The organism is Streptomyces sp. AM6-12, from assembly GCF_044327085.1.
Taxonomy (GTDB): domain Bacteria; phylum Actinomycetota; class Actinomycetes; order Streptomycetales; family Streptomycetaceae; genus Streptomyces.
The window spans coordinates 5,654,680-5,675,255 of the sequence record NZ_JBIQWN010000001.1 but is presented as its reverse complement, the minus strand read 5'-3'; the positions used below and the strand labels follow the sequence as shown (position 1 = coordinate 5,675,255).

The 20,576-nt window shown below is 73.5% G+C and carries 24 protein-coding genes and 1 pseudogene; 12 read left to right on the top strand and 13 right to left on the bottom strand.

All coding sequences use genetic code 11. The annotated features are described in order from the left end of the window. Nucleotides 1-61: 61 nt before the first annotated feature. Together ACE4Q9_RS25830 and ACE4Q9_RS25825 are read left to right on the top strand one after the other, a co-directional pair. Nucleotides 62-403: a DUF3099 domain-containing protein gene (locus ACE4Q9_RS25830; RefSeq protein ID WP_397987329.1), complete on the top strand. Its 342-nt coding sequence runs from the start codon at nucleotides 62-64 to the stop codon at nucleotides 401-403. Between the two features lie 208 nt (nucleotides 404-611). Further along, nucleotides 612-830, top strand: a complete 219-nt coding sequence (locus ACE4Q9_RS25825; RefSeq protein ID WP_397986618.1) for a hypothetical protein — start codon at nucleotides 612-614, stop codon at nucleotides 828-830. A 66-nt stretch (nucleotides 831-896) separates the two neighbouring features. On the opposite strand, the gene moaA is transcribed toward ACE4Q9_RS25825, so the two are convergent. From moaA to ACE4Q9_RS25810, 3 genes are all read right to left on the bottom strand, one after another. Beyond that, complete coding sequence (gene moaA, locus ACE4Q9_RS25820; RefSeq protein ID WP_397986617.1) at nucleotides 897-1,886, bottom strand: GTP 3',8-cyclase MoaA; 990 nt, start codon at nucleotides 1,884-1,886, stop codon at nucleotides 897-899. A gap of 158 nt (nucleotides 1,887-2,044) precedes the next feature. Continuing rightward, a complete protein-coding gene (locus ACE4Q9_RS25815) occupies nucleotides 2,045-3,673 on the bottom strand; it encodes a cation acetate symporter (protein WP_397986616.1) in 1,629 nt (542 codons plus the stop codon). Next, on the bottom strand, nucleotides 3,670-4,068 hold the full coding sequence (locus tag ACE4Q9_RS25810; RefSeq protein WP_397986615.1) for a DUF485 domain-containing protein: 399 nt from the start codon (nucleotides 4,066-4,068) through the stop codon (nucleotides 3,670-3,672). Before ACE4Q9_RS25810 ends, ACE4Q9_RS25815 begins: the two co-directional genes overlap by 4 nt. Nucleotides 4,069-4,339: 271 nt before the next feature. Here ACE4Q9_RS25810 and ACE4Q9_RS25805 point away from each other — a divergent pair, with 271 nt between their 5' ends. Together ACE4Q9_RS25805 and ACE4Q9_RS25800 are read left to right on the top strand one after the other, a co-directional pair. Next, nucleotides 4,340-5,956 carry a S8 family peptidase gene (locus ACE4Q9_RS25805; RefSeq protein ID WP_397986614.1) on the top strand — a complete coding sequence of 539 codons (1,617 nt, stop codon included), beginning with the start codon at nucleotides 4,340-4,342 and terminating at the stop codon, nucleotides 5,954-5,956. A 75-nt stretch (nucleotides 5,957-6,031) separates the two neighbouring features. Further along, nucleotides 6,032-7,423, top strand: a complete 1,392-nt coding sequence (locus tag ACE4Q9_RS25800) for a CoA transferase (RefSeq protein WP_397986613.1) — start codon at nucleotides 6,032-6,034, stop codon at nucleotides 7,421-7,423. A 132-nt stretch (nucleotides 7,424-7,555) separates the two neighbouring features. Here ACE4Q9_RS25800 and ACE4Q9_RS25795 read toward each other — a convergent pair whose 3' ends face one another. Then, on the bottom strand, nucleotides 7,556-8,266 hold the full coding sequence (locus tag ACE4Q9_RS25795) for a VIT family protein (RefSeq protein WP_397986612.1): 711 nt from the start codon (nucleotides 8,264-8,266) through the stop codon (nucleotides 7,556-7,558). A 177-nt stretch (nucleotides 8,267-8,443) separates the two neighbouring features. Here ACE4Q9_RS25795 and ACE4Q9_RS25790 point away from each other — a divergent pair, with 177 nt between their 5' ends. The 6 genes and pseudogenes from ACE4Q9_RS25790 to ACE4Q9_RS25765 all read left to right on the top strand — a co-directional run bounded on the left by ACE4Q9_RS25790 (nucleotide 8,444) and on the right by ACE4Q9_RS25765 (nucleotide 12,088). Then, nucleotides 8,444-9,427 carry a DEDDh family exonuclease gene (locus tag ACE4Q9_RS25790; RefSeq protein ID WP_397986611.1) on the top strand — a complete coding sequence of 328 codons (984 nt, stop codon included), beginning with the start codon at nucleotides 8,444-8,446 and terminating at the stop codon, nucleotides 9,425-9,427. A gap of 161 nt (nucleotides 9,428-9,588) precedes the next feature. Continuing rightward, nucleotides 9,589-9,822, top strand: a complete 234-nt coding sequence (locus ACE4Q9_RS25785; protein WP_020939201.1) for a hypothetical protein — start codon at nucleotides 9,589-9,591, stop codon at nucleotides 9,820-9,822. Between the two features lie 44 nt (nucleotides 9,823-9,866). Further along, nucleotides 9,867-10,697 carry an SURF1 family protein gene (locus tag ACE4Q9_RS25780; RefSeq protein ID WP_397986610.1) on the top strand — a complete coding sequence of 277 codons (831 nt, stop codon included), beginning with the start codon at nucleotides 9,867-9,869 and terminating at the stop codon, nucleotides 10,695-10,697. A gap of 81 nt (nucleotides 10,698-10,778) precedes the next feature. Next, nucleotides 10,779-11,138, top strand: coding sequence for a hypothetical protein (locus ACE4Q9_RS25775; protein ID WP_397987357.1), 360 nt, complete (start codon nucleotides 10,779-10,781; stop codon nucleotides 11,136-11,138). After that, nucleotides 11,021-11,327: pseudogene (locus ACE4Q9_RS25770) on the top strand (glycoside hydrolase family 15 protein); the annotation flags it as partial. The gene ACE4Q9_RS25775 and the pseudogene ACE4Q9_RS25770, both read left to right, overlap by 118 nt. Nucleotides 11,328-11,332: 5 nt before the next feature. Further along, a complete protein-coding gene (locus ACE4Q9_RS25765) occupies nucleotides 11,333-12,088 on the top strand; it encodes an SDR family oxidoreductase (protein ID WP_397986609.1) in 756 nt (251 codons plus the stop codon). Nucleotides 12,089-12,143: 55 nt separating this feature from the next. Here ACE4Q9_RS25765 and amaP read toward each other — a convergent pair whose 3' ends face one another. The 5 genes from amaP to ACE4Q9_RS25740 all read right to left on the bottom strand — a co-directional run bounded on the left by amaP (nucleotide 12,144) and on the right by ACE4Q9_RS25740 (nucleotide 14,434). Continuing rightward, nucleotides 12,144-12,734, bottom strand: a complete 591-nt coding sequence (amaP, locus tag ACE4Q9_RS25760; RefSeq protein WP_397986608.1) for an alkaline shock response membrane anchor protein AmaP — start codon at nucleotides 12,732-12,734, stop codon at nucleotides 12,144-12,146. Beyond that, complete coding sequence (locus tag ACE4Q9_RS25755; protein WP_397986607.1) at nucleotides 12,731-13,336, bottom strand: DUF6286 domain-containing protein; 606 nt, start codon at nucleotides 13,334-13,336, stop codon at nucleotides 12,731-12,733. The genes amaP and ACE4Q9_RS25755 overlap by 4 nt, the downstream gene beginning before the upstream one ends. Beyond that, on the bottom strand, nucleotides 13,333-13,707 hold the full coding sequence (locus ACE4Q9_RS25750; protein WP_397986606.1) for a hypothetical protein: 375 nt from the start codon (nucleotides 13,705-13,707) through the stop codon (nucleotides 13,333-13,335). Before ACE4Q9_RS25750 ends, ACE4Q9_RS25755 begins: the two co-directional genes overlap by 4 nt. Further along, nucleotides 13,704-13,883, bottom strand: a complete 180-nt coding sequence (locus ACE4Q9_RS25745) for a hypothetical protein (RefSeq protein ID WP_397986605.1) — start codon at nucleotides 13,881-13,883, stop codon at nucleotides 13,704-13,706. The genes ACE4Q9_RS25750 and ACE4Q9_RS25745 overlap by 4 nt, the downstream gene beginning before the upstream one ends. A gap of 77 nt (nucleotides 13,884-13,960) precedes the next feature. Further along, nucleotides 13,961-14,434 carry an Asp23/Gls24 family envelope stress response protein gene (locus ACE4Q9_RS25740; protein ID WP_397986604.1) on the bottom strand — a complete coding sequence of 158 codons (474 nt, stop codon included), beginning with the start codon at nucleotides 14,432-14,434 and terminating at the stop codon, nucleotides 13,961-13,963. An 87-nt stretch (nucleotides 14,435-14,521) separates the two neighbouring features. Here ACE4Q9_RS25740 and ACE4Q9_RS25735 point away from each other — a divergent pair, with 87 nt between their 5' ends. Beyond that, a complete protein-coding gene (locus ACE4Q9_RS25735) occupies nucleotides 14,522-15,232 on the top strand; it encodes a nucleopolyhedrovirus P10 family protein (protein ID WP_397986603.1) in 711 nt (236 codons plus the stop codon). Between the two features lie 16 nt (nucleotides 15,233-15,248). On the opposite strand, the gene ACE4Q9_RS25730 is transcribed toward ACE4Q9_RS25735, so the two are convergent. From ACE4Q9_RS25730 to ACE4Q9_RS25720, 3 genes are all read right to left on the bottom strand, one after another. Further along, complete coding sequence (locus tag ACE4Q9_RS25730; RefSeq protein WP_397986602.1) at nucleotides 15,249-16,052, bottom strand: enoyl-CoA hydratase/isomerase family protein; 804 nt, start codon at nucleotides 16,050-16,052, stop codon at nucleotides 15,249-15,251. Between the two features lie 117 nt (nucleotides 16,053-16,169). Continuing rightward, complete coding sequence (locus ACE4Q9_RS25725) at nucleotides 16,170-16,391, bottom strand: helix-turn-helix domain-containing protein (RefSeq protein ID WP_004002281.1); 222 nt, start codon at nucleotides 16,389-16,391, stop codon at nucleotides 16,170-16,172. Nucleotides 16,392-16,726: 335 nt separating this feature from the next. Continuing rightward, nucleotides 16,727-18,325, bottom strand: coding sequence for an ABC-F family ATP-binding cassette domain-containing protein (locus ACE4Q9_RS25720; RefSeq protein WP_397986601.1), 1,599 nt, complete (start codon nucleotides 18,323-18,325; stop codon nucleotides 16,727-16,729). A gap of 223 nt (nucleotides 18,326-18,548) precedes the next feature. Here ACE4Q9_RS25720 and ACE4Q9_RS25715 point away from each other — a divergent pair, with 223 nt between their 5' ends. Then, nucleotides 18,549-18,962 (top strand): VOC family protein, encoded by a 414-nt coding sequence (locus ACE4Q9_RS25715; protein WP_397986600.1) that lies wholly within the window; start codon nucleotides 18,549-18,551, stop codon nucleotides 18,960-18,962. A 21-nt stretch (nucleotides 18,963-18,983) separates the two neighbouring features. Here ACE4Q9_RS25715 and ACE4Q9_RS25710 read toward each other — a convergent pair whose 3' ends face one another. Continuing rightward, nucleotides 18,984-20,363: a hypothetical protein gene (locus ACE4Q9_RS25710; RefSeq protein ID WP_397987328.1), complete on the bottom strand. Its 1,380-nt coding sequence runs from the start codon at nucleotides 20,361-20,363 to the stop codon at nucleotides 18,984-18,986. Nucleotides 20,364-20,576 lie beyond the last annotated feature (213 nt).

Below are 20,576 nucleotides of genomic sequence, written 5' to 3'. Positions count from 1 at the left end.
AGCGGGCGACCCGGTCTCGTCGGCCGGGCGGACGCGGCGTACCGTAAGACCCGTGAAGGCGATGCGGAAGCAGCACGGCGACGGCGGCCAGGTGTTCCGGATCACCGGCGCCCGGACCGGTCTCGCCGAGGACGTGCGCGGCCGGCAGCGGCGGTACGTCATCTCGATGGGGATCCGTACGGTCGCGGTGATCCTCGCGGCCACCTTGTGGAATGTCGAACGGCCCTTCGCCATCGTGGCGTTGGTGGCCGGGGCGATCCTGCCCTATATCGCCGTGGTGATCGCGAACGCGGGCCGTGAGCGGCCGCCCTCCCTGCCCTCGACGTTCGTCACCGCGCCCATGCGCCCGGTGATCGGGCCGCCGCGCGGCGAGGATGAGCAGCCCCCGCGTGATCAGGGCTGACGCAAAGGCAGCGGACGCCGGTCACACCGGATGCTCAAGAAAAGCTCAGAATCAATCACGCAGTTCCGGTGCCGGGCGACGGGTCTGCCGTGACATACTGCATAAGCGCTCCGCATCCCCCGTCGGAGCGACGGACCGACGCCGGGCAGCTCCCCCCGTGGCTGCTCGGCGTCGCCTCGTTCTGCACCCGATCTGGTGAGACGAATCAGTGAGTGACGAAACCCCCATCTGCTCCGCCAAGGGCTGCCGCACCGCCGCCGTGTGGGTGCTGGCCTGGAACAATCCGAAGATCCACACGCCGGAGCGGCGCAAGACCTGGCTCGCCTGCGAGGAGCACCGCGAGCATCTGTCGACGTTCCTGGGTGTACGGGGGTTCCTGAAGGACGTCGTGCGGCTCGACGAGTGGGAGCGGCAGAGCGGGAGTTGACGCCCACGGGCGGCCTGGGCACCGGTCCCGATGCCGCCCCCGTCGCCGTCCCCGTTGCCGCCGCGCTCAGCCGCCGATCGCCGACATCGGGCGGTCCGGCTGGACGAAGGACGGGTCGTCCAGGCCCGCGCCCGCCTTCTTGCCCCACATCGCCAGGCGCCACAGGCGGGCGATCTCGTCGTCGGGCGCGCCGGAGCGCAGGGCGCCGCGCAGGTCGGTCTCCTCGGTGGCGAACAGACAGGTGCGTATCTGGCCGTCGGCGGTCAGCCGGGTGCGGTCGCAGGCCGCGCAGAACGGGCGGGTGACCGAGGCGATCACCCCGACCCGGTACGGGCCGCCGTCCACCAGCCAGCGCTCCGCCGGGGCCGAGCCGCGCTCGCCCGCGTCCTCGGGGGTGAGGTCGAAGCGGGTGCGCAGGGAGGCGAGGATGTCGCCCGCGGTGACCATGCCTTCGCGCTTCCAGCCGTGCTGGGCGTCCAGGGGCATCTGCTCGATGAACCGCAGCTCGTAGTCGTGTGCGATGGCCCAGGCCAGCAGGTCGGGGGCCTCGTCCTCATTGAGCCCCGGCATCAGCACGGTGTTGACCTTGACGGGGGTGAGGCCGGCCGCGCGGGCGGCGAGGAGTCCTTCGAGGACGTCCTTGTGGCGGTCGCGGCGAGTGAGGGTCTTGAAGGCATCGGGGCGCAGGGTGTCCAGGGAGACGTTGACCCGGTCCAGGCCCGCCGTCTTCAGGGCGGCGGCGGTGCGGCCGAGGCCGATGCCGTTGGTGGTGAGGGACATCCGGGGGCGCGGGGCGAGGGCCGCGACGCGCTCGACGATGCCGACCAGGCCGGGGCGCAGCAGGGGTTCGCCGCCGGTGAAGCGGACCTCCTCGACGCCGAGCAGGCGCACCGCGATGTCGATGAGGCGGACGATCTCGTCGTCACTGAGCAGGTCGGGCTTGGCCAGCCACTGCAAGCCCTCCTCGGGCATGCAGTACGTGCAGCGCAGATTGCACCGGTCGGTCAGCGAGACCCTCAGGTCGGTGGCCACGCGGCCGTACGTGTCGATGAGCACGTGGGCCCCCTCCCTCGTCCATCGGTGATGTTTTCCCTGTCATCTGCGAGCCTACGTGACGCCACTGACAGCGGCACCGGCCCGATCGAACGAGGTGTCCGGCGGCCGCGTCGTAGGACCGTACAGGCCGCGGCCGCCGTACGACGGTCGTACGCGGGTCAGTGCGCGCCGGTCCCGGTCAGGGAGCGCACCTCCAGTTCCGCGTACTTGCCGGCGTCCGGCACCTCCTTCGACAGCAGGGTGCCCAGGGCGCCGAGCAGGAATCCGACGGGGATGGAGACGATGCCGGGGTTCTCCAGCGGGAACCAGTGGAAGTCGGTGCCGGGGAACATCGAGGCCGGGCTGCCGGAGACCACCGGGGAGAACAGCACGAGGCCGACCGCGGTGACCAGGCCGCCGTAGATCGACCACAGGGCGCCGGCGGTGGTGAAGCGCTTCCAGAAGAGGCTGTAGAGGATGGTCGGCAGGTTCGCGGAGGCGGCGACGGCGAAGGCGAGCGCCACCAATCCCGCCACGTTGAGGTCGCGGGCCAGGGCGCCGAGGACGATGGAGACCGCGCCGATGCCGACGCTCGCCCAGCGGGCCGCGCCCAGTTCCTGCCGCTCGGTGGCGCGTCCCTTCTTGATGACGTTCGCGTAGATGTCGTGCGCGAAGGAGGAGGACGAGGCGAGGGTGAGGCCGGCGACGACGGCGAGGATGGTGGCGAAGGCGACGGCGGAGATGGTGGCGAGCAGGACGGCGCCCCAGGTGGAGTCGGTCCCGCCGAGGTGCAGGGCGAGGAGCGGGGCGGCGGTGTTGCCCGCCTTGTTGGAGGCGGTGATCTCGTCGGGTTTGATCAGCGCGGCGGCGCCGAAGCCGAGGGCGAGGGTCATCAGGTAGAAGACGCCGATCAGGCCGATGGCCCAGATCACCGACTGTCGGGCGGCCTTGGCGGTGGGCACCGTGTAGAAGCGGATCAGGATGTGCGGCAGGCCCGCGGTGCCGAGGACCAGGGCGAGGCCGAGGGAGAGGAAGTCCAGCTTGGTGGTGCCGGTGGCGCCGTACTTCAGGCCGGGGCGCAGGAACGACGCGCCCTTGCCGCTGTTGTCGGCGGCCCGGCCGAGCAGGTCGGAGACGTCGAAGTGGAACTTCACCAGGACCAGGAAGGTCAGCAGGACGGCGCCGGTCATCAGCAGCACCGCCTTGACCATCTGGACCCAGGTGGTGCCCTTCATGCCGCCGATGGTGACGTAGACGATCATCAGGACGCCGACCAGGGCGACGATGCCGATCTTGCCCAGGTCGCTGGTGATGCCGAGGAGCAGGGAGACCAGGACACCCGCGCCGGCCATCTGGGCGAGCAGGTAGAAGATCGACACCACGATGGTGGAGACGCCGGCGGCCGTGCGCACGGGGCGCTGGCGCATCCGGTAGGCGAGCACGTCGCCCATCGTGTAGCGGCCGCTGTTGCGCAGTGGTTCGGCGACCAGGAGCAGCGCGACGAGCCAGGCGACCAGGAAGCCGATGGAGTAGAGGAAGCCGTCGTAGCCGAACAGGGCGATGGCGCCGGCGATGCCGAGGAACGACGCGGCGGACATGTAGTCGCCGGAGACGGCCAGCCCGTTCTGGAAGCCGGTGAACTGGCGCCCGCCCGCGTAGAAGTCGGCGGCGTCCTTGGTCTGGCGGCCCGCCCATACGGTGATGACGAGGGTGGCGGCGACGAAGACGGCGAACAGGGTGACGATCAGCGTCCGGTGCTCGCTCGCCTCGCCTGCGGCCAGCAGGGCGCGGCGGGTCAAGGGGCTCATTCGGCGGCCTCCGTAAGGGGCTTGGCGCCCTCCATGAGGGACTCGGCGCCTTCCATGCGGGACTTGATGGCCCGCGCCTTCGGGTCGAGCACGGCCGCGGCGTGCCGGGCGTACCACCAGGCGATGAGGAAGGTGGTGAGGAACTGGGCGAGGCCGAGGACCAGGGCGACGTTGAGGTTGCCCAGGACCCTGGTGCCCATGAAGTTCTCGGCGTAGTTGGAGAGCAGGACGTACAGCAGGTACCAGGCGATGAAGGCGACGGTCAGCGGGAAGGCGAACGAGCGGTGTGCGCGGCGCAGTTCGGTGAAGTCCGCGCTGCGCTGCACCTCGGCGAACTCCTCGGTGGCGGGCAGGCCGGTCTTCGGGGTGGCGGGGGGCGGTGTCTCGGTGGCCACGGGTTCTCCTCGCGGGTGCGGTCGGGCAGGGCGGCCGGGCTCGATGGTGCTAGCGCTCCCGGCCCGGGTCCACGGCGCCACGCGCAGGCGGATTCAAGTCCTACGAGTTCTTTCGCAAGCGATCCGCAAGCGATCTGATTGAGTCATTGCCAAGTCATTGCCGGTCATAGAGAGGACGGGTTAGGTTCCGCCTGCACCACTCGTCATGTACCTGCCCGAGCACCGGTCGGTGTTCCGGGCAGCCCCTGCATCCGGATGAAGTGGAGAACCCATGGCTCGTCTGCGCCCCGGACGCCGGCCCGCGCTCGCCGTGCCGGCCGTGCTCTCGCTGGCCGCCTCGTTCGGCTTCCTGCCCGCCACGGCCTCGGCCGCGCCCGCCCCGGCCGTCACCACGGCGACGGCGGCGACGTCCCAAGCGGCGGCGACCTCGGCGGCGGCCGACCCCGCCCTGTCGTACCTGGTCAACACCCGCACGGACCACCGTACGCTCGCCTCGGTGCGCCGGGAGATCGGCCGCAACGGCGGGACGCTGGTGGCCGGTTACGACCGGATCGGCGTGTTCGTCGCGCACTCCGCGAACCCGGACTTCGCCCGGCTGATGCGCGCGGTGCCCGGCGTGGCCTCGGCCGGCGCCACCCGGCACACCCCGCTGGCCTCCGCGTCCACCGCCGACCTGGGCACGCCGCAGGTGCTCGGCGGCGCGCAGGCGGCCGCGGCCGGCGCGGCGGCGACCGGGGACCAGGACCCGCTGGAGCCGCTCCAGTGGGACCTGCCCGCCATCAAGGCGGACAAGGCGCACGAGAAGACACTGGGCAGCCCGAAAGTCACGGTCGGGGTCATCGACACCGGCGTGGACGACACCCACCCGGACATCGCGCCCAACTTCGACCGCGCCGCCTCCGTCAACTGCGTGTCGGGCAAGCCGGACACGACCGACGGCGCCTGGCGGCCCAGCGCCTCGGAGAGCCCGCACGGCACGCATGTGGCGGGCGAGATCGCGGCGGCGCGCAACGGTGTCGGCATGACGGGGGTGGCGCCGGGCGTGAAGGTGGCCGGCATCAAGGTGGGGAATCCGGACAGCTACTTCTACGCCGAGTCCGTGGTCTGCGGCTTCGTCTGGGCGGCCGAGCATCACGTGGACGTGACCAACAACAGCTATTTCACCGACCCCTGGTACTTCAACTGCACCACCGACCCGGACCAGAAGGCGCTGGTGGACGCCGTCGACCGGGCCTCGCGGTACGCGGAGCGGCGGGGCACGGTAAACATCGCGGCGGCGGGCAACGAGAATTACGACCTGGCCGCCCGCTCGATCACCGACCCGCAGTCGCCGAACGACGGCACCGCGTCGGACCGGGTGATCGACCCGCACCGCTGCTTCGACATTCCGACCCAGCTGCCGGGTGTCGTGACGGTCGCGGCGACCGGCGCGAAGGGCCTGAAGGCGTCGTACTCCAACTACGGCCGGGGCGTCGTCGACATCGCTGCGCCCGGCGGTGACTCGACGGCCTACCAGACGCCTGTGCCCCCGGCGACCAGCGGTCTCATCCTGGGCACGCTGCCGGGCGGCAAATGGGGCTACATGGCCGGGACGTCCATGGCGACCCCGCATGTGGCCGGTGTCGCCGCGTTGATCAAGTCAACCCATCCATACGCTTCCCCCGCTCTCGTCAAGGCCCTGCTGTACGCGGAGGCCGACGCCACGCCGTGCACGGACCCGTACGACATCGACGGCGACGGCAAGGTCGACGCGGTGTGCCAGGGCCCGGCGAACCGCAACGGCTTCTACGGCCGGGGCATGGCCGACGCGCTGGCCGCGGTGACCGTTGAGCGCCCCCGTACGGGCGGGTGGTCCGCGTGGGTCCGGCCATCCGCCCGTACGGCGTGACCCGGCCGACGCACGCGCATCGCGATACCGGGTCCACTATGAGGGTTGATCGAATCAATAATGCATAGTGCAGTCATGACGGATATCGCGTTCGCATGGACCGCGCTGGGCGGCGATCCCGCTCTGCTCCCCCGGGCGACGACGGTGGAGCGCCCCGGCCTCCTCGCGGCCCGCCTTCCCGTACGACGGCTCGCGCGTGCCTGCGTCGGCGCGTGCGCCCTGGCCGCCGCCGAGCTGGCCGCCCGCCGGACCGGACGCGGCGAGGTGCCCGGAGTCCGGGTCGACGACGGCGCCGTGGCGGCGGCGTTCCACAGTGAGCGGCTGCTGCGGGTGGACGGGCGGGCGCCGGTCTCCTTCGCGCCGCTGTCACGGTTCTGGCGCACGTCCGACGGCTGGGTGCGCACCCACGCCAACTACCCGCACCACCGGGCCCGGTTGCTCGACGCGCTGCGCCTGCCCGCGGACGCCGCGCCCGAGGCCGTGGCCGCCCTGCTCGCCGGGCGCACCGCGTGCGGGACCGAGGAGACGGTCACCGCCGCCGGGGGGCTCGCGGTGGCCCTGCGCACCCCGGCCCAGTGGGGGGCGACCGAACAGGCCGGGCAGGTGGCCGCCCGCCCCCTGGTGGAGCGCGCCCCGCTCGGCGCGGCCGCCGGGCGCGCGCTCCCGCCGCTCGACCCGGCCGCCGGGACGCTGCTGCCCGCCGCCGGGGTGCGCGTCCTGGACCTGACGCGGGTGCTCGCGGGCCCGGTCGCCACCCGCACCCTGGCCCTGCTGGGCGCGGACGTGCTGCGGGTGGACGCGCCCTGGCTGCCCGAACTCCCCGACCAGCACGCCGACAGCGACTTCGGCAAGCGCTCCGCGACGCTGGACCTGGGCGCGCGAGGCGACACCCTGGAGGAGCTGCTGGCCGGGGCGGACGTCGTGGTCACCGGCTACCGGCCGGGCGCGCTCGACCGCTTCGGCCTCTCCCCCGAGGCGCTGGCCGAGCGGCACCCCGGTCTGGTGGTGGCGCAGGTGTCGGCGTGGGGCGCGTACGGGCCCTGGCGGGAGCGGCGCGGCTTCGACAGCCTGGTGCAGGTCGCCACCGGCATCGCGGCGATCGAGGGTTCGGCGGAGGAGCCCGGCGCGCTGCCCGCGCAGGCCCTGGACCACGGCACCGGCTATCTGCTGGCGGCGGCCGTCCTGCGGGCGCTGACCGAGCGGTCGTACGACGGCGTGGGCCGCACCGCCCGGCTGGCGCTGGCCCGCACGGCGCACTGGCTGATGGACGGGGTGCCGTACGACACCCCGGAGGGCCATGAGGCGGAGGGTGCCGCGCACGGCTTCCCGGACGCCTGGCTCGCCGAGACCGGCAGCGCCCTGGGCCGGCTGCGGCACGCCCTGCCCCCGGTGAACTTCACGGGCGGCCCCACCGATTGGGCCCGCCCGCCAGTGCCCTGGGGCTCGGACCGAGCCGCCTGGGCGTGAGGCAGCGGCACTCCGGGCGGGCGGAGCCGCCTCGGCGGCCGGTGCGCCTGAGCGTGCGGCCGGGGCACTCGGACATGAGGGCCGGTCATCTCGTCGTGCAGGCAGGCCACTTGAGGCCGACGTGCAGGACGGTCAGACGCCGGCCGCTCCCAGCAGGCTGCCCGCCGCGTACGTGACCGCCATCGCCAGCGCCCCGCCCCCCACGTTGCGCAGCACCGCCCGCCGGGCGGCGGCGGCGCCGAGGCGGGCGCTGGCCCAGCCGGTGAGGACGAGCGCGGCCAGCACGGAGACCACGGTCACCGGCAGCCGCCAGCCGGCCGGGGGCAGCACGATGGCCAGCAGCGGCAGCAGGGCGCCCACGGTGAAGGCGAGGAAACTCGCCCAGGCCGCGTGCCACGGGTTGGTCAGCTCGTCCGGGTCGATGCCCAGCTCCACGCTGGCGTGGGCGCGCAGCGCGTCCCGCTCGGTGAGCTGCTCGGCGGCCTCGCGGGCCACCTCCTCGGACAGCCCGCGCGCCCGGAGCATGTCGGTCAGCTCGCGCAGTTCGGCCTCGGGCTGCTCGCGCAGTTCCCGTTTCTCCACGGCCAGCGCGGCCAGCTCGGAGTCGCGCTGGGTGGAGACGGAGACGTACTCACCCGCCGCCATCGACATCGATCCGGCGAGCAGCCCGGCCAGGCCCGCGGTGAGCAGGGCGGCGCGGCTCCCGGTCGCCCCGGCCACGCCGACGACGAGGCCGGCCGTGGAGACGATGCCGTCGTTCGCGCCCAGCACGGCGGCGCGCAGCCAGTTCAGCCGCGAGCCGAGCGCGCCGCCGTGGTTCTCCTCGTGCTTGGGTTCCGTCACAGCAGGGAGGATCGCACCCGCGGGCCTGCCCGCGCCGCCGCGACGCTCCAGCCCGTGACAACAGGCCCGGCGGAAAGGGCCGTTCGGCACGGGCGGATTCCGGACCGGTACCCGGTCGGGCCGGACCGGGGCCCTGCGGGGCGGAGATGTCGGTGGTGGCCCGTATCCTCAATGACCATGCTCGAAGACCGTGCGACCGCAGTGTCCTCCCCCACCCAGTGGCCGGCCGCGTATCCCCGGGGATACGCGGTCGTTGACGTGGAGACCACCGGCCTGGCCCGGCACGACCGGATCATCTCCGCCGCCGTCTACCGGCTGGACGCGCGCGGCGAGGTCGAGGACCACTGGTACACCCTGGTCAACCCGGAGCGCGATCCGGGGCCCGTGTGGATACACGGTCTGACGAGCGAGCTGCTGGAGGGCGCGCCGCTGTTCGCGGACATCGCCGAGGAGTTCGCGGCCCGCCTGGACGGCCGGGTGCTGGTCGCGCACAACGCGGTCTTCGACTGGCAGATGATCGCGCGGGAGTACGCGCGCGCCGAGCGGCTCGCGCCGGTGCGGCAGCGGCTGTGCACCATCGCGCTGTCGAAGGAGCTGGGGCTGCCGCTGCCCAACCACAAGCTGGAGTCGCTCGCCGCGCACTTCGGTGTGGTGCAGCAGCGGGCGCACCACGCGCTGGACGACGCGCGGGTGCTCGCGGAGGCGTTCCGGCCCAGCCTGCGGGCCGCGGCGGCGGGCGGCGTACGGCTGCCGCTGCTGGAGTGCCGCCCGCTGACGGAGTGGTCGGACGCCCCGGTGCCCCGGCAGTCCTCCGGCGGCTACGGCGGCTACCGGGCGGGCAGTTGGCGCCCCGCCCGCAAAAGGCCCGCGTGCCCCTATCCCAACCCAGGCCGCTATGAAGACGGCAAACCGCTCAAACAGGGCATGCGGGTGGCGTTCTCCGGTGACACCTCGACCGAGCGGGAGCTGCTGGAGGACCGGGCGACCGAATGCGGGCTCCATGTGGCGTCCAGCATCTCCCGGCTGACCAGCCTCCTGGTGACCAACGACCCCGACTCGGGCACCTCCAAGACGGTCAAGGCACGGCAGTTCGGCACGCCCGTCGTGGACGAGGCGGCGTTCGGACAGCTGCTGCGGGACGTCGAGCCCGCGGACGAGTAGGACCGCGGGCGGGTAAGGCCGGTGCCACGGACGGGTGAGAGCGGCGCCGCGGAGGCGTGACGCGGACCTCACGGACGGGTGATCGTACGAAAGGGTGATTGACGCACGACTCACCCGGCGGCCGCTCGCCCGGACCCGCCCGACGGCTCACCCTGTGGCGCATGGCGAGATGCGAAGTTTGCGGCAATGACTACGGGATGACCTTCGAGGTCCACGCGCAGGGCGCGGTCCATGTCTTCGACTGCTTCTCCTGCGCGATCCACCGCATGGCCCCGATCTGCGAACACTGCCGGGTGCAGATCATCGGGCAGGGCGTGGAGGTGGAGGGCCACTGGTACTGCGGCGCGCACTGCGCCCGCGCGGAGGGCCGTACGGGCGTCGTCGACCGGGTGTGAGCCCGCGGACGTACGGCACCGGGTGTGACCCGGTACCCGCCTGAATGCACCCCGCGGCCCGGATGTACCGTCGTGGGGTGCATCGCTACCGCTTCCTGTTGTCCCTCCAGTGGGTCATCCTCACCATCGTCGCGATCGCGTTGATCCCGACGATGATCAAGCTGGGTTTCTGGCAGAAGCACCGCTACGAGGAGCGCACCGCGCGCAACGACCTCGTCTCCTCCGCGCTGCACGCCAAGCCGGTCCCCGTCGAGCGGCTGTCCTCGCCCGGACACGCCGTGACCCGGACCGAGAGGTACCGCACGGTCACCGCGACCGGCAGCTTCGACACCGCGAAGACGGAGGTGGTCCGGCGCCGGACCAACGCCGACGGCGATGTCGGCTACCACGTCCTCACTCCGTTCGTCCTCACCGACGGCAAGGTGCTGATGGTCAACCGCGGCTGGATCGCCTCGGGCGCGTCCCAGACCGCCTTCCCGAAGATCCCCGCGCCGCCCGCGGGGCGGACCACCATCAGCGGGCGCCTGATGGCCGACGAGACCACCGCGGCCAGCGGCATCAAGAACCTCAAGGGCCTGCCCGACCGGCAGATCATGCTGATCAACAGCACCGAGGAGGCACACCGGCTCGGCGTGCCGGTGCTCGGCGGCTACATGGAGCAGACGGCGCCCGCGCCCAAGGGCGGCTCCCCGGAGCAGATCTCCGATCCCGGTACCGAGGACGCCCCGCTGAACTACGCGTACATGATCCAGTGGTGGCTGTTCGCGGCGGCCGTCCCGGTCGGCTGGTGGTTCCTGCTCCGCCGGGAGGTCCGGGACCAGGAGGAGGCCGCGGCGGCGCCGCAGCCGCAGGAGGGCGAACCGGCCGCGGTCTGACGGCACGGGCGCGCGGCGTTGTTTTCACTCCCCCGGCGCACCACCTGATTGGCCCCCAGGTCCGCCGGGAAGCCGCAACCCGTGAACGCCCGTAGCGGTGCCCGTATCGAGGACTACGCCCTCATCGGCGACGAGCAGACCGCGGCGCTGGTCGGCAGGGACGGCTCGATCGACTGGCTGTGCCTGCCCCGCTTCGACTCCGGCACCTGCACCCGCCGCGCCTACCGCCCCGACACCCTCGTCCTGGACACCGAGTGGGACACGCCCGACGGCACGGTCCGCGTCACCGATCTGATGCCGCAGCGCGAGCACGCCCGCGCGTCGGCTTCCTGCGCCGCTACGACTCCGACGAGGGCGACGACGCGGTGGTCGACGGGCTGCCGGGCGGCGAGGGCGCCTTCCTGGCCTGCTCGTTCTGGCTGGTGGACGCGCTGCATCTGACCGGCCGCCCGGAGGAGGCGCGGGAGCTGTCCGAACGGCTGGTGCGGGTGACCAACGACGTGGGGCTGCTCGCCGAGGAGTTCGACCCCGGCGGCGGACCGCCAGCTGGGCAACTTCCCGCAGGCGTTCAGCCATCTCGGACTGGTGAACTCCGCCCTCACACTGTTCGGGTCGCAGGAGGCAGGATAGGGACCATGGATCTTGGACTGAAGGACCGGGTGTACATCGTCACCGGGGCCACCCGCGGCCTGGGCAACGCGGCCGCGCGGCAGCTCCTCGCGGACGGCGCGAAGGTGGTGATCACCGGCCGGGACGAGCAGCGGGCCGCGGCGGCCGCCGCCGAACTGGGCCCGGACGCGCTGGGCGTGGCCATGGACAACGCCGACGAGCAGGCGCCCGAGCGGCTGATCGCGGCCGCCCGTGAGCACTTCGGCGGCTTCCACGGGGTGCTGGTGAGCGTGGGCGGCCCGCCGCCCGGCTTCGTCGCCGACAACACCGACGAGCAGTGGCGCGCCGCGTTCGAGTCCGTCTTCCTCGGCGCGGTGCGGCTCGCCCGCGCGGCGGCGGCCGAGCTGGACGAGGGCGGGGTCATCGGCTTCGTGCTGTCCGGCTCGGTGCACGAGCCGATCCCGGCCCTGACGATCTCCAACGGCCTGCGCCCCGGACTCGCCGGTTTCGCCAAGTCCCTCGCGGACGAGCTGGGCCCGCGCGGCATCCGGGTGCTGGGCCTGCTCCCGGCCCGCATCGACACGGACCGGGTGCGCGAGCTGGACTCCCTGTCCGCCGACCCGGAGGCCACCCGCGCCGCCAACGAGTCCCGGATCCCGCTGCGCCGCTACGGCACCCCGGAGGAGTTCGGGCGGGTCGCGGCCTTCCTGCTGTCCCCGGCGGCGTCGTACCTGACGGGGATCATGGTGCCGGTGGACGGCGGGATGCGGCGCGGGTTCTGATCCCGAGGGGGCCGCGCGGCGCTGATCCCGAGGGGGTCGCGCGGCCGGCGGCCCGTCAGGTGACCCGTTCCGCCCGGTGTCTGACCGCGCCGAGGCGGACGTCCGCCGGCAGGGCGGGCAGGGCCGCCGACTCGCGGGCGTGGGCCAGGGGCCCGGTGGTGAAGTCGGCCAGCGCCCTCGACGGGTCCACCTCGGGGGCCAGCCGCAGCCGGGCCCGCACCCTGGGCTTCCTGCGCCGGCCGCGCAGCCGTACCCGTGCGTGGGCGACGCCGGGGGCCGTGGCGGCCTCCTCGGCCAGGGCGCTCTCCAGTGCCCTGGCCCGCAGGACGGCGAAGGCGCCGTCGCCGGTGTCCACGCGGATCTCGGCGAGGCGGGGCCGGCGCAGGATCGCGCTCAGCCACCACAGGGCCAGCAGGACGAGGACGGCCAGGGCGGCGATGAGCGCCGGCCACCACCAGCGGGCCCCCCGGTAGCGGGTCCGCTCGGCGCGGCTGAGCAGGACGTCGTGCGGGCCGCCGTGGATCCACCAGGAGGGCGGCCGGACGCCGAGGCCGACGGCGAGGACCGCGCCGCCGAGGGCGAGCAGGATCAGTCCGGCCAGGGCGAGCAGGGCGCGGTTGAGTCCCCCGGAGCGCATCGCCGTCATCCCTTCCGCGGGGCCCGGTCCACCCGCAGGGCGAGCCGGGGCGCATGGGTCAGACCGAGGCCGTGGACCGCCTCGGTGAGGGTGGTGTCCAGGTCGGCGCGTACGTCGTCCGGTGCGCGGAAGTGCGAGACGGCGCGGACGGCGGCCTTGCGGCGGCGCATCCGCACCCGCACGGACCGTACGCCGGACACGTCCATGGCGCGGTCGCGCAGCACCTGGGCCGCCGCGTCCCGGTGGAGCGCGGCGCGGACGTCCGGGTGCGGGCGGCGCATCGGCAGCAGGGAGCGCAGTCCCGGCGTGAGCGCGAGGGCGAGCAGCCACAGGCCGAGGGCCGCCGCGAGCGCCGCGCCGGCCAGCACCCAGGTGTCGTCCAGGGGCCGTTCGGCCAGCTCGCGGGCGAGGGCGCGGCGCCAGCGCATCGCGGGCCGGTGCGCGCGGACCGCGGCGATGTCGTAGAGCAGCAGGCCCGCGCCGGCCAGCAGCAGGACGGCGACGATGCCCGCGGGGACCCGGCGCGGCGCCCAGAAGCGACCGCTGCCGCCCGCGTCCGCGGGCGCGCCGGTGGTCTTGTCGAGGGTCGTGGCGGCATCTGCCGAGCTCATCGGATCCTCCCGGCCGCGGCCGCCGACGGGTGCAGCCGCTCGACGCCGACGACGACCTCGGTGACCGTCACGTTCACCAACGCGCCCACCCGCTCGGCCACTTGACGGCGCACGGCGGCGCAGCGGGCGGCGATGTCGCAGGGGTAACCGAGTTCGAGGTCGACGCGGACGCGGGCGGTGTCGTGGTGGACGGCCACCGTGGCGTGCGGCGGCCCGGCGTCGGCGGGCGGCGGGCCCACCGCCTCGCGGGCGGCCTGCGCGGCGACCTTCGCCACCACCCGGTCGGCGATCCGGGTGGCGCCCCGTTCCGCGGGCGGCACCCGGGCCGGTGGCTGCCGTACCGCGTCGGTCCCGGTGGTCACGGCGCTCACCGCCGGTCGCGGCCGCGGAAGAAGTCGCCGAGGTCCAGATCGCCCTCCGCGAACCGGCCGACCACGAAGCCGACGGCGCCCAACGCCGCCACCAGCAAAAACGCGCCGAATCCGCCGAAGTACCCGGCGAACCCCAGCGCCATTCCGGCGATCAAGCCGACCATGGCCATGCTCATGCATCGCTCCTCAGTCCGTCAGGTTCGTCAGGTGCACGAGGCAGTCCGTCAGGTGCACGAGGCCCGGGCGTGCCCGGTCAGTGGATGCGGGGCTCCGGCTCGTCCTCATCCTCCTCGTCGGGCAGCTTGACGTCGCTGACCGCGATGTTGACCTCGACGACCTCCAGTCCGGTCATCCGCTCGACCGCGGCGACCACGTTCTCGCGCACCGCGCCGGCGACCTCGCGGATGGAGACGCCGTAGTCCACCACGATCTCCAGGTCGAGGGCGGCCTGCACCTCGCCGACCTCGGCCTTCACGCCGCGGGTCACCGACTTGGAACCGCCGGGCACCCGGTCGCGCACGGCGCCGAGGGTGCGGGCGAAGCCGCCGCCCATCGCGTACACGCCGATCACGTCCCGTGCGGCCAGTCCGGCGATCTTCTCGACCACGCCGTCCGCGATGGTGGTCCGGCCGCGGGTGGCCGCGTCCCCGCCACCGCGCCGGACGGCCTTCCGGGTCGACGTGTGCGGCTCGCCGCCGCCTTCGGGGGTCGTCGTCATGTCGGTCATCGCCGTACGTCCCTTTCGGTCGTCGTCCTTCGACCACCGTAAGCAAGGTTGCGCGACTGCGCGCTGGGAATGCGGCAGGCTGGAGGAATGACGGACGGGTGGACCAAGGTCGTACGGGACCATGCGGGGCTCGGCAGGCTGCTGCCGCTGGGCGGGCCGGAGGACGGCGCCTGGATCGCGGAGGACGCGGCGCGCGCGGCCCTGGGCCGGGCGGCGGCGGACGGCATGCCCGGTGTGCGCCTGGGCGCGCTGCGGATCGGGCTCGCCGATCCCTCGCGGGCCACCGAGCCCGTCGTACCGGCCCCGCCGAGCGCGCTGCCGCCGGGCTCCCTCCGGGTGACGGCCGACTGCACGGCGGGCTTTGCCGACCCGCTGCCGGAGACCGCCGCGCGGCTGCGGAAGCTGCTCGCGACGGCGGCGGCCGAACGCCTCGGCCTGGTGGTGACGGAGGTGGATCTGCGGATCACGGATCTGCTGGAGCCGGACGGGCGGCTCGTGGAGGTGCGGCCGCCGCGGCCGCCGGCGGCACGGGAGGCGGCGACGCTGTCCGAGGTGCGCGCGGCCGAGGCGGCCCTCGCGGTGCCGGGAGTGGTACGGCTGACCGGGCCGGGGCGGGCGGTGCACGTCGAGGAGCGGACGGACGGCGCGGCCGCGCTGGCCCACCGCCATGTGCGGGTGGACCTAGCCACCGACGCGACCCACCGGACCGTTGAGGTGGCCCGGCGGGTACGCGCGGCCGTACGGAACGCACTGGAGGACAGGCCGACGGTGGCCGTCCTGGTCACGACGGTGGGATAGGGCCCGCCGCGGCTGCCTATTCGCCGGTGCCGGCCAGGTCCCGCAGCCGGCGAGCCTGGGCCGCGCGCTCGGCAGCGCGCTGTTCGTCGTACGAACGGCCGGCCGCACCGCTGAGCAGGGCCTTGGTCTCGACCACGGCGTCCCGCGGCGCGGCCAGCAGCGCGGCGGTCAGGTCGCGTACGGCGCCGTCAAGCTGGTCCGCCGGGACGGCCAGGTTGGCCAGGCCCGAGGCCACCGACTCCTGCGCGCCGACGAACCGCCCGGTCACGCAGATCTCCAGCGCGCGGGCATACCCGACCAGGCCGACCAGCGGGTGCGTGCCGGCCAGGTCGGGAACGATGCCGAGGCTGGTCTCGCGCATCGCGAACTGCACATCGTCGGCGACGACCCGCAGATCGCAGGCGAGCGCCAGCTGGAAGCCGGCACCGATGGCATGCCCTTGGACGGCGGCGACGGACACGATGTCATTGCGTCGCCACCAGGTGAACGCCTCCTGGAATTCGGCGATGGTCGCGTCGAGCCCGGCGTCGTCACGGCGCGCGATATCGGTGAAGGTCGGCTCGCCCGGAATCCCCTCCGGGGTGAACATCTGCCGGTCCAGCCCCGCGGAGAAGGACTTGCCCTCGCCGCGCAGCACCACGACACGGACGGAGCCCGGCAGCAGCCGCCCGGCCTCGGCGAGCGCCCGCCACAGGGCGGGGCTCTGCGCGTTGCGCTTGGCCGGGTTCGTCAGCGTCACCGTGGCGAGCGCGTCGTCGACGGTGAGCCGTACGCCGTCCTTGTCGAGTACAGGAGCGAGGTCCTGGTCGGGCGTGGCCATGGGGCGCCTCCGATGGGTGCGGTCAGCGAAGCAGAGCTAAGTGACTGCACAGTAACCACCCGGCCGGTCGGATCGCCGACCGGGTGGCCACCATCGAAGCCGATGGGCCGCCCGGAGTCAGGACGATGCGGCCTTCTTGCCCCGGGTCGCTCCGCCACGCCCTCGCAGCGTGACGCCCGACTCGCTGAGCATCCGGTGCACGAAGCCATACGAGCGGCCGGTCTCCTCGGCCAGTGCCCGGATGCTCGCACCGGAGTCGTACTTCTTCTTCAGGTCTGCCGCGAGCTTGTCGCGCGCGGCGCCGGTCACCCGGCTGCCCTTCTTCAGAGTCTCGGCCACCCGTGCCTCCTCATGGGAAGTGCGCTCTGGTCCCCTCATGATCACCCCTCCGGGGCCCGATGGCCACCCATTCGGCAAGGTCGGTGGGACATCGTTGTGACGACAGGAGCCGATCCGCACAAGCGGAATGCCAGATTCCAGCGGTCGCCGTCGACAGGGCCGAACGGGTGGGTTCGCGAAGTGCCAGGTCAGAGACGCGCCACGGCCGACCCCTTGCTGGACAAGGGATCGGCCGGGAAATCGGTGTACGACACACCCTGGTATGAGGAGATCTCACACAGATGGCGGATCACGGCTCGGCCGAATGATCCATACTCAGCGGATCGGACCGCCGGTCATGCCAGGGCGACGAGGTCCGCGTAGTCGGAGCCCCACAGGTCCTCGACGCCGTCGGGCAGCAGGATGATCCGCTCGGGCTGGAGCGCCTCCACCGCGCCCTCGTCGTGGGTGACGAGGACGACCGCGCCCTTGTAGGTGCGCAGCGCGCCGAGGATCTCCTCGCGGCTGGCCGGGTCGAGGTTGTTGGTCGGCTCGTCCAGCAGCAGGACGTTGGCGGAGGAGACCACCAGGGTCGCGAGCGCGAGCCGGGTCTTCTCGCCGCCGGACAGGACGCCCGCGGGCTTGTCCACGTCGTCGCCGGAGAACAGGAAGGAGCCGAGCACCTTGCGGACCTCGACCAGGTCCATGTCCGGGGCGGCCGAGCGCATGTTCTCCAGGACGGTGCGCTCGGGGTCGAGGGTCTCGTGCTCCTGGGCGTAGTAGCCGAGCTTGAGTCCGTGACCGGGGACGACCTTGCCGGTGTCGGGCTGCTCGACGCCGCCGAGCAGGCGCAGCAGGGTCGTCTTGCCCGCGCCGTTCAGACCGAGGATGACGACCCGCGAGCCCTTGTCGATGGCGAGGTCGACGTCGGTGAAGATCTCCAGCGAGCCGTACGACTTCGACAGGCCCTCGGCCATCAGCGGGGTCTTGCCGCAGGGCGCGGGCTCGGGGAAGCGGAGCTTGGCGACCTTGTCGGACTGACGGACCGCCTCCAGACCCGAGAGCAGCTTGTCGGCGCGGCGGGCCATGTTCTGCGCGGCGACGGTCTTGGTGGCCTTGGCCCGCATCTTGTCGGCCTGCGCGTTCAGGGCGGCGGCCTTCTTCTCGGCGTTGGCCCGCTCGCGCTTGCGGCGCTTCTCGTCGGCCTCGCGCTGCTGCTGGTAGAGCTTCCAGCCCATGTTGTAGACGTCGATGTTCGAGCGGTTGGCGTCCAGGTAGAACACCTTGTTGACGACCGTCTCGACCAGGTCGACGTCGTGGGAGATCACGATGAAGCCGCCGCGGTAGGTCTTCAGGTAGTCCCGCAGCCAGGCGATCGAGTCGGCGTCGAGGTGGTTGGTGGGCTCGTCCAGGAGCAGGGTGTCCGCGTCCGAGAACAGGATCCGGGCCAGCTCGATACGGCGGCGCTGACCGCCGGAGAGGGTGTGCAGCGGCTGGCCGAGCACCCGGTCGGGCAGGTTCAGCGCGGCGGCGATGGTGGCGGCCTCGGCCTCGGCGGCGTACCCACCCTTGGTGAGGAACTCCGTCTCCTGGCGCTCGTACTGCTTCATCGCCTTGTCGCGGGTGGCGCCCTTGCCGTTGGCGATCCGCTCCTCGTTCTCGCGCATCTTGCGCAGCAGCACGTCCAGGCCGCGGGCGGACAGGATGCGGTCGCGGGCGAGGACGTCCAGGTCGCCGGTGCGGGGGTCCTGCGGGAGGTAGCCGACCTCGCCGGAGCGGGTGATGGTGCCGGCCGCGGGCATGCCCTCGCCGGCCAGGCACTTGGTGAGGGTGGTCTTGCCTGCGCCGTTACGGCCGACGAGGCCGATGCGGTCGCCCTTGGCCACCCGGAAGGTGGCGTTCTCGATGAGGATGCGGGCGCCGGCGCGCAGCTCGATTCCGGTGGCGGAGATCACGGACAGACTCCTGGGCGTACAGAGGTTGGCGGGTGGGCGGCTGAGGACGTTCCCGCCGTCTAATGCGCGAGGAGAATGGCCATGGGAGAAGTCTAACGGGGCCGTGCAAGCCGTTTTCCCGTGCGCGGGCCTCGGGGGCCCCGGGGCCGCATCCCCGGACGGCGGAGGGGGGAGAACTCTCCGGTGGATCCGGGAGTCCGGAGTTCCGGGAGGAGTGATCCGTATGGCGTCGATGGGTGGGGGGCGGCCGGGCATCTGCCCCACGCTGCTGTACACGGACGCGAAGGCGGCGATCCGGCAGCTCACGGAGGGCCTCGGCTTCACCGAGCTGACCGTGTACGAGGCGGCCGACGGCACGGTGCTGCACGCCGAGCTGCTCCAGGGCAACGGCGCGGTGATGATCGCCTCCAGGGGCCGCGGCGGCCCGTTCGACGCGGCGATGCGGGACGCGGGGCCCGCCGGGGTCTACGTCGTGGTGGACGACGTGGACGCCCATCACCGGCGGGCCGCGGCGCACGGCGTGGAGATCCTGATGCCCCCGACGGACCAGGACTACGGCTCGCGGGAGTACCTGGCGCGGGACGTCGAGGGCAACATCTGGAACTTCGGGACGTACGCGCCGGAGCTGGGCGTCTGAGCCGCCTCCGGCGCGGGTTCCTCAGCCGCCGGTGTGCACCTGGAACGCGGCCCGGCGCACGGCCTTGGCGAGGGCCGGGTCCGGGTGGGCGGCGGCGAGGGCCACCAGGACCTGCACGGTGCGCGGGTGGCCGACGGCGCGGACCTCGTCGAGCAGCCGGGGCACCGTGGGCTGCACCGCGGACTCAAGGTGCCGGACCAGCATCGGTGCCTCGCCGTGGTCGGCGACGGCCGCGGCGGTGTCCACCCAGAGCCAGGTGGCCTCCTCGCGGGTGAGCACCTCGTGGGCGTCCTCCGGGTCGAGGCCGTCGTGCTCGGCCAGCCAGAGCAGGGCGTACGGCCGCAGCGTCGGCTCGTCGACGACCGCGCGCACCTCGGGCTCGGCGGGGGCGCCGACCACGCGCAGCGCCTCGAAGGCCAGCCCGCGCAGCAGGGCGTCCTCGCCGCGGGCGGCGTCGATCAGTTCGGCGACGGCGCTGCCGACGGTGCGGGCGGCGAGCCAGGCGCGGTACTCGGCGCGGGCCGCGTTGGGGCGCAGCTGGGCGCAGCCGCGCAGCATGTCCTCGGCGGACTGCTCGATGTTGCCGGCCGGGCTCTGCGCGGCCACGCAGATCTGCTCCAGCTTGACCCACACCGCCCAGCTGCCCAGCGGGGTGAGGGTGGCCTGGCCGGCGCCGCAGGTGAGGGCGCCGACGCTGGCGAGGGCCGCGAGCGCCCAGTCGAGGAGCGGCGCGAGGGAGGCGGTCGGGGCGTCCGGGACCTTGGCGGGCCCTACGGCGGCGGGCGGGGCCACCGGGGTTCCGGCGGGAGCGGAGGCAGCCGGGGCGACCGGGGTTCCGGCGGGCTCGGCGGCGGGCGCGGTGTCCGGGGTTCCGGTGGACCCGGTGGGCCCGGTGGGGGGCTCGGTGCCGGGCTCGTAGGAGACCTCGCAGCGTTCGGTGCGCAGTTCGATGACCCGCTGCTGGAGCAGGTCGAGCAGCTGCTCGACCGGGACGGGTCCGGCGGACAGCTGGAGGAAGGAGAGCACCTGCGGCATGGCGGAGACGGCCTCCGCGACGGCGGCCGGCTCGTGCCCCGCGGGTTCGGGCAGGGCGAGCGACCAGGCGTCGAAGAGGGCGACCCAGCCGCGCAGCACGGCGCTGTCGTCCCGGTCCCAGGCGCGCAGCCGCCAGCCGGGGCGCGCGCTGTCGCCGTGCACCTCGACCAGTCCGGCCAGGCGTGCGGTGTCCCAGTCGGCGCGGACCTGCTCGGGGGTGAGCCCGAGGTCGGCGGCGGCACGGTCGGCGGTGGCGGCGGAGAGGGTGGCCTTGCCGTCTGCGGTGGCGGCGTCACGGCCGGGGCCCAGGGCGTTGTCCGCCCAGCGGGCGACGCGGACCGCGCCGGCCAGCTGGGTGCGGGCCATTTTCGCCAGCTCGGCGGCGGCGGGGGTGCCCTCCGGCGGCCGGGGTGCGGCGCGGCGCGGGCGCCGCTGGTTCACAGCTCTGGGGGCGGCGGCCAGGGGTCGAGGTCGGACGAGTCGGAGCCTGGAGTCGCGCGGGATACGGGACGTCACAGGGGCAGTCTTCCGGTTGACGGTCCGAAAACCCAAACGGAATGTCATGGCGGGCGACGGAGC